This window comes from Kitasatospora sp. NPDC127035, from assembly GCF_042726075.1.
GTDB lineage: Bacteria > Actinomycetota > Actinomycetes > Streptomycetales > Streptomycetaceae > Kitasatospora.
Genome location: NZ_JBHXDN010000147.1, coordinates 1 through 4542, shown reverse-complemented (window position 1 = coordinate 4542; position 4542 = coordinate 1). Strand labels below are relative to the sequence as shown.

The following is a 4542-nucleotide window of genomic DNA, read 5'->3' as shown; positions in this document are numbered from 1 at the left end:
TGGAAGGTCTCCACCCAGGTCGGGTTCAGTGTGACCGACACGGCCACGCGCACCGAGGCCGGGGCGTACACCGTTCCGGCCGGCAAGTTCGGTTATCTGGAGGCCTACCCCCTGTACGACCTCTTCTACTACGACGTCTACAGCCGTGCCGTCACCGACCACTGGGTCGGCAGCGGCAGCGCGCAGCACCCGGTAGGCTTCTGCTACAACGCCTGGTCGAATTAGAGGAATTGATATGAGGCGCCCTTTCCGGTTCGCGGGCGCGACGGTTCTCCTGGCCGCCGCGGTCCTGGCGACGGCATGCACCGGTGACGGGAAGACATCTCCCGGAGGAGACGACTCCTGGGCCCTGGAGGGGCTGGCCGCCGTACCGGCGGGCCTGCCCCTCCAGGGCAGTGTCGACGCACCTCCCGCCAAGGGCACCGCCAAGATCCTGGGCATCGCGAAAGTGGAGGAAGCCGACGTGGTCCTCGCGGTCAGGAACGACACCTGCGAGGTCTCGTTCCTGACGGTCCCACCCACCGAGGCGACGCCTACAGTTCGCGGTTCCGTCGGATCGCAGCGTCCTTCCGACAGCGCCCATTCGGATGTTCACCAAGGATTTCCCGGCAACGTTCTTGCCGGAAAATACACCCAGGCCTCCGCGCAAATCCCGTCGTTCACGTTCGTGGCCGTCGGATGCTCCGAAAAGGCAATGGCGGTGAGAATTGAGGGTGCGGGTGCCTCGGTCGAAGACGGAAGCAGGGCGGGGGATTCACTGAGAGCGTGGCGAGACGGTCCGGACATGGTCCTGACTGTCGGGAATCCTGGGACGATCCGCCGACCGGAACCCGGTCCCACCTCCTGAGGACACCAGGAACCCGACCGAGGGCACCCGCTCGACGCGGCGGGCGCCCTCGAGCCCGCCCCGACGAACCCTGCCTGCACCTCTGCGGCGATCGGAGTGCCGCGTTCTGCTGGGCACGGGCGAGCACGGCGACGGCCTGAACGAGCTCGCTGTCGGTGGGCAGCTGCCGGGGGGGCGTCGGCGTCGGTGCGGAGAATGTTCGCCAGCACCAGGGCGTCCAGGTGGTCCGACGTCTTGCGCGCGACGGTCCGGCGCTCGCGGTAGCGCGCGGAGGCCATGGGGTTGATCGCGTACACAGGGCGGCCTGCACCACCACCGCACCCACCCGCCAGGGGATCTGAACCGCCGACCGGGCCTCGGCGGGGGAGTACCAGGGTCAGCCGGCGACGCGGTCGACGTGGCAGGTGATCTTCCCGTTGACCTCGACGATGGCGGTGGTATCGGTTCTGGCGAGTTGGCCCGGGGCGACGGCGCTGGAGCTGGTGACGCCTTCGCCGAGGCAGGTGCCGGCGGGGTCGGTGAACTCCACGGTCACGAAGTACGTGGACACCTTGGAGCTGTTGTTGCGGATCTCCAGATGCGCGACGGGGAACTTCGCGTCGTTGATCTCACAGCCCGCCACGGTGACATCACCGGCCGGCGGATGGTCGGTGTTGTTGGAGCCGCTGAGCGGAGCGCCGGAGGAGACGGGGAAGCTCGGTTTGTCGGAGCCGTTGCCGACCGAGACCACGATGGCGATGACGATGCCGATGACCAGGAGCACACCGAGGCACCCGCCGAGTAGGCACCCGCGTCCGAACCGGCTGTTGGACCGGGCCGGGGGAGGCGGTGGCGGTGGGGCGCCGTAGGAGTTGCCCGGCGTGCCGGGGCCGGTGCCCCACCCGGGCTGTCCGCCAGGGCCGGGCGCACCGTTCCCAGGAGATGGAACGGGTCCTTCGCCGGGAGGGGGTCGCTGGGTCCCTCCTGGCACCCTTCGTCCGGCTGTTGACCGACCGTAAGCCCGATTCCTGTGACTGGCGCGCTGGAGAGCGGCCATTCGGGGTGGCGGAACCCGCGGGCGATCCCGGCCACTCAAGGCGCCCTCCCGCGCGACACCCCTGATCAGGCCGTGACCCCGGGTCCAGCGCGGCGACCGAGGTGGCAAGGCTCGCCGGGAGAACCCGGTGGCAGGATTTCGATGCGGCATGTCATTCCTGCCACTCGTGGCCGGTCGGTGGCGGCGCGAAAGTGGAGCCATGGATTCCGACACGCTCGTAGGCGCACTCGCCCTGGTCGGGGTCGTCGGCGGCTTCGGCCTGCTCGGCGCCCTGATCGGGCGCGACGTGGCCCGCAACACCGCCCACGGTCGCGACAACTGGCACCGGCCCGGCGGCTACCCCGTCGACCCGGCCCTGCCCGACCGGCTCTACGACACCCTCCCGGCCGCCTCGCTCAGCCCCACCGCCGATCCGGCCACCGCCACCGCAGGCCTCGACGACAACGCCCCGGTGCCGGGCGCCGGAGGCGGCTACACCGCGCAGGGCATCCGCGACACGACCCGCCGGCCCGACCTAGCCGAGAACGAGCACGCCACCGACACACGCTGGAGCGGATCGACGTCCAGCGAAACGACATAGACCAGGACGACCCTTCCGCCTCGCGGGGCGAAACCGCAGACGACGCCGACCAGGACCAGTTCGTCCAGGCCGGGCCGGCCGACGTCGGGGCGCCCCGGCCCGTCCCGCCCGCCGCGCTTCCCCGTACGCCCGCGTGATGGTCCCAAGCGGGACGCCGACCGCCACTGCGGCGGACCCGACTCGTTGAACGAGGTGTGGCACCCATCCGGCCGCCCGCCGCGGTCTCGGCCCCGGCGCAGGCCCTCGCCCGGGCACGGGAGCTGGCGGCCAGCGGGGAATTCACGGCGGCCGAGGTCCTGGACGCGGCGGTCGACACGGCCATCGGCGCCGGGCTGCTGGCGCTGGCCGACGCCCGCACCGCTCCCGATCCGAGCCTGATGGCCGAGCGGTGCCTGCAAGCCGTCCCGCACCTGGTGCTCGCGGTGGCCCTGGCGTCCGCCGACCCGCACTGACCTTCCTCCTCGCCCGGCCCGGCGAAGACCCGTTCCTCCTGGAGGCCGCCGAGGGCCTGCCACGATGCTCAGCTCGCCGACTCGGCATCGCCGCTGGGGAGCTGTCGGTGGTGGTTCATAGGGTGCCCGACGTGAATATTGATGATCTTGTCTGGCAGGCCGAGACTGTCGGCGCGATCTCCTCCCGCGTCGCGCTGACCCTCATCGAGTACGGGCACCTGGAGACGGTGATCCAGGCCGCCCTGGAGAGGGGGGACTGGAACTGCGCCAAGTACGCCGTCCAGACGCTCTGCGCGGACGGCGAATTCGACAGGGCACTGGAGGTGCTGCAACCGTTCACCGCCACCGGCTGGCTCACCGCCCGCTGGCAGACCGCCCACGTCATGGCCCGCCAGGGCCGCAGCGAGGAAGCCCTCGCGATGATGCGCCCCGACCGGACTCAGGCGGACGAACGCTACCTGGCCCGCTACGCCGAGCTCGCCGCGTCCGCCGGCCAGATCGACACCACCATCACCACCCTCACCCCGCACCTCCATCAAGGGTGGCTGCTGAGCACCCTGGTCGAGGTCACCGAGGGCCAAGGCCGCGACGAGCGGATGCTCGAACTACTCACTCACGCGCTCGCCCGCGCGACCGGCCGGCCCGGCACGGACCCCTCGGAGATACTCGTCCACACCGCCCAGGTGCTGGAGCGTGCCGGCCGCACGGACGAGGCCACAGCACTGCTGCGCGCCGAGATAGCGGCCGGCCGACTGCACTACCCCAACGTCCCGAGGCACTTCGCCGCACTGCTGGCCCGACAAGGCCTTACCGAGGAGCTCGCGCACCTTGCGGCGATCATCGACGTCGTCGTCCCCATCTACGTCGAGGAACTCAGTGCTGCCGGGCGGGCGGCGGAGGCCGAGACCCTGCTGCGCGAACGCCTCAGGGGCCTCGACCGGGACCACGACCGTGTCCGACTGATGATGTTTCTGGGCCGCCAGGGCCGGATCGACGAAGCCGTCGAGGTCGGCCTGCCCGCCTGCGAGGACCACGACAACGGCGGCATCGTCCACCAACTCATCGGCCTACTGGTCGACGACAACCGCCCCGACCGGGCCCTGCAGGTGCTGGACAACCTCACCGGCTGGTGGGTCGACGGCCACCCCAGCGACGTCCAGTACATGCGTCTGTGGCTGCTCGGCCAGGCCGGCCGCCACACCGAGGCCCTCGCACACGCCCGTACCCTGCCCCGCACCGAACCGGGCGAATGGGACCCCAGCATCGCAGACCTCCTCGACCGCACCGGCCGCACCGAGGAAGCCGTCACCCTGCTGCGGGCCTCCCCCCACCGGGACGCGGCGCACCACCTGGCCGAGATCCTGGCCCGAACCGGCCGCCCCGACGAAGCGATCGCTGCCTACCCCTCCATCGCGGAGCAGCGCGCTGAGTACGAGCGGCGGCAGAGCGCCTGGAAGCAGCCGGAGCCTGCCACCCTCACCGAGGCACTCGCCCAGATCGAGTGGGACGAGGAGTGGAACGAGCGGTACGGGGGCTAGTGCTGTGACCGCATAGGTTCGCCGGGTTGGTACCGGAGGGCCCTGGACCGGTTGGATGTCGTGAGACGTTCAGCTCGGAAGGGGGCCCG

The 4542-nt window shown here is 70.9% G+C and carries 5 protein-coding genes and 2 pseudogenes; 5 read left to right on the top strand and 2 right to left on the bottom strand.

Features of this window, described 5'->3' with window-relative positions:
• A pseudogene (locus ACFWIC_RS40755) lies at positions 1–225 on the top strand (hypothetical protein); the annotation flags it as partial.
• Between the two features lie 10 nt (positions 226–235).
• A complete protein-coding gene (locus ACFWIC_RS40750; protein ID WP_380522234.1) occupies positions 236–847 on the top strand; it encodes a hypothetical protein in 612 nt (203 codons plus the stop codon).
• Between the two features lie 70 nt (positions 848–917).
• On the opposite strand, the pseudogene ACFWIC_RS40745 reads toward ACFWIC_RS40750, so the two are convergent.
• Positions 918–1149 (bottom strand): annotated as a pseudogene (locus ACFWIC_RS40745) (transposase); the annotation flags it as partial.
• Between the two features lie 74 nt (positions 1150–1223).
• On the bottom strand, positions 1224–1610 hold the full coding sequence (locus tag ACFWIC_RS40740; RefSeq protein ID WP_380522232.1) for a hypothetical protein: 387 nt from the start codon (positions 1608–1610) through the stop codon (positions 1224–1226).
• Positions 1611–2082: 472 nt separating this feature from the next.
• On the opposite strand from ACFWIC_RS40740, the gene ACFWIC_RS40735 reads away from it, so the two are divergent.
• The 3 genes from ACFWIC_RS40735 (at position 2083) to ACFWIC_RS40725 (ending at position 4453) form a co-directional block, all read left to right on the top strand.
• Positions 2083–2463 (top strand): hypothetical protein, encoded by a 381-nt coding sequence (locus ACFWIC_RS40735; protein WP_380522230.1) that lies wholly within the window; start codon positions 2083–2085, stop codon positions 2461–2463.
• 194 nt (positions 2464–2657) lie between these two features.
• Entirely contained in the window at positions 2658–2915 is a 258-nt protein-coding gene (locus tag ACFWIC_RS40730; RefSeq protein ID WP_380522229.1) for a hypothetical protein, read from the top strand.
• Positions 2916–3046: 131 nt separating this feature from the next.
• Entirely contained in the window at positions 3047–4453 is a 1407-nt protein-coding gene (locus tag ACFWIC_RS40725) for a tetratricopeptide repeat protein (RefSeq protein ID WP_380522227.1), read from the top strand.
• Positions 4454–4542 lie beyond the last annotated feature (89 nt).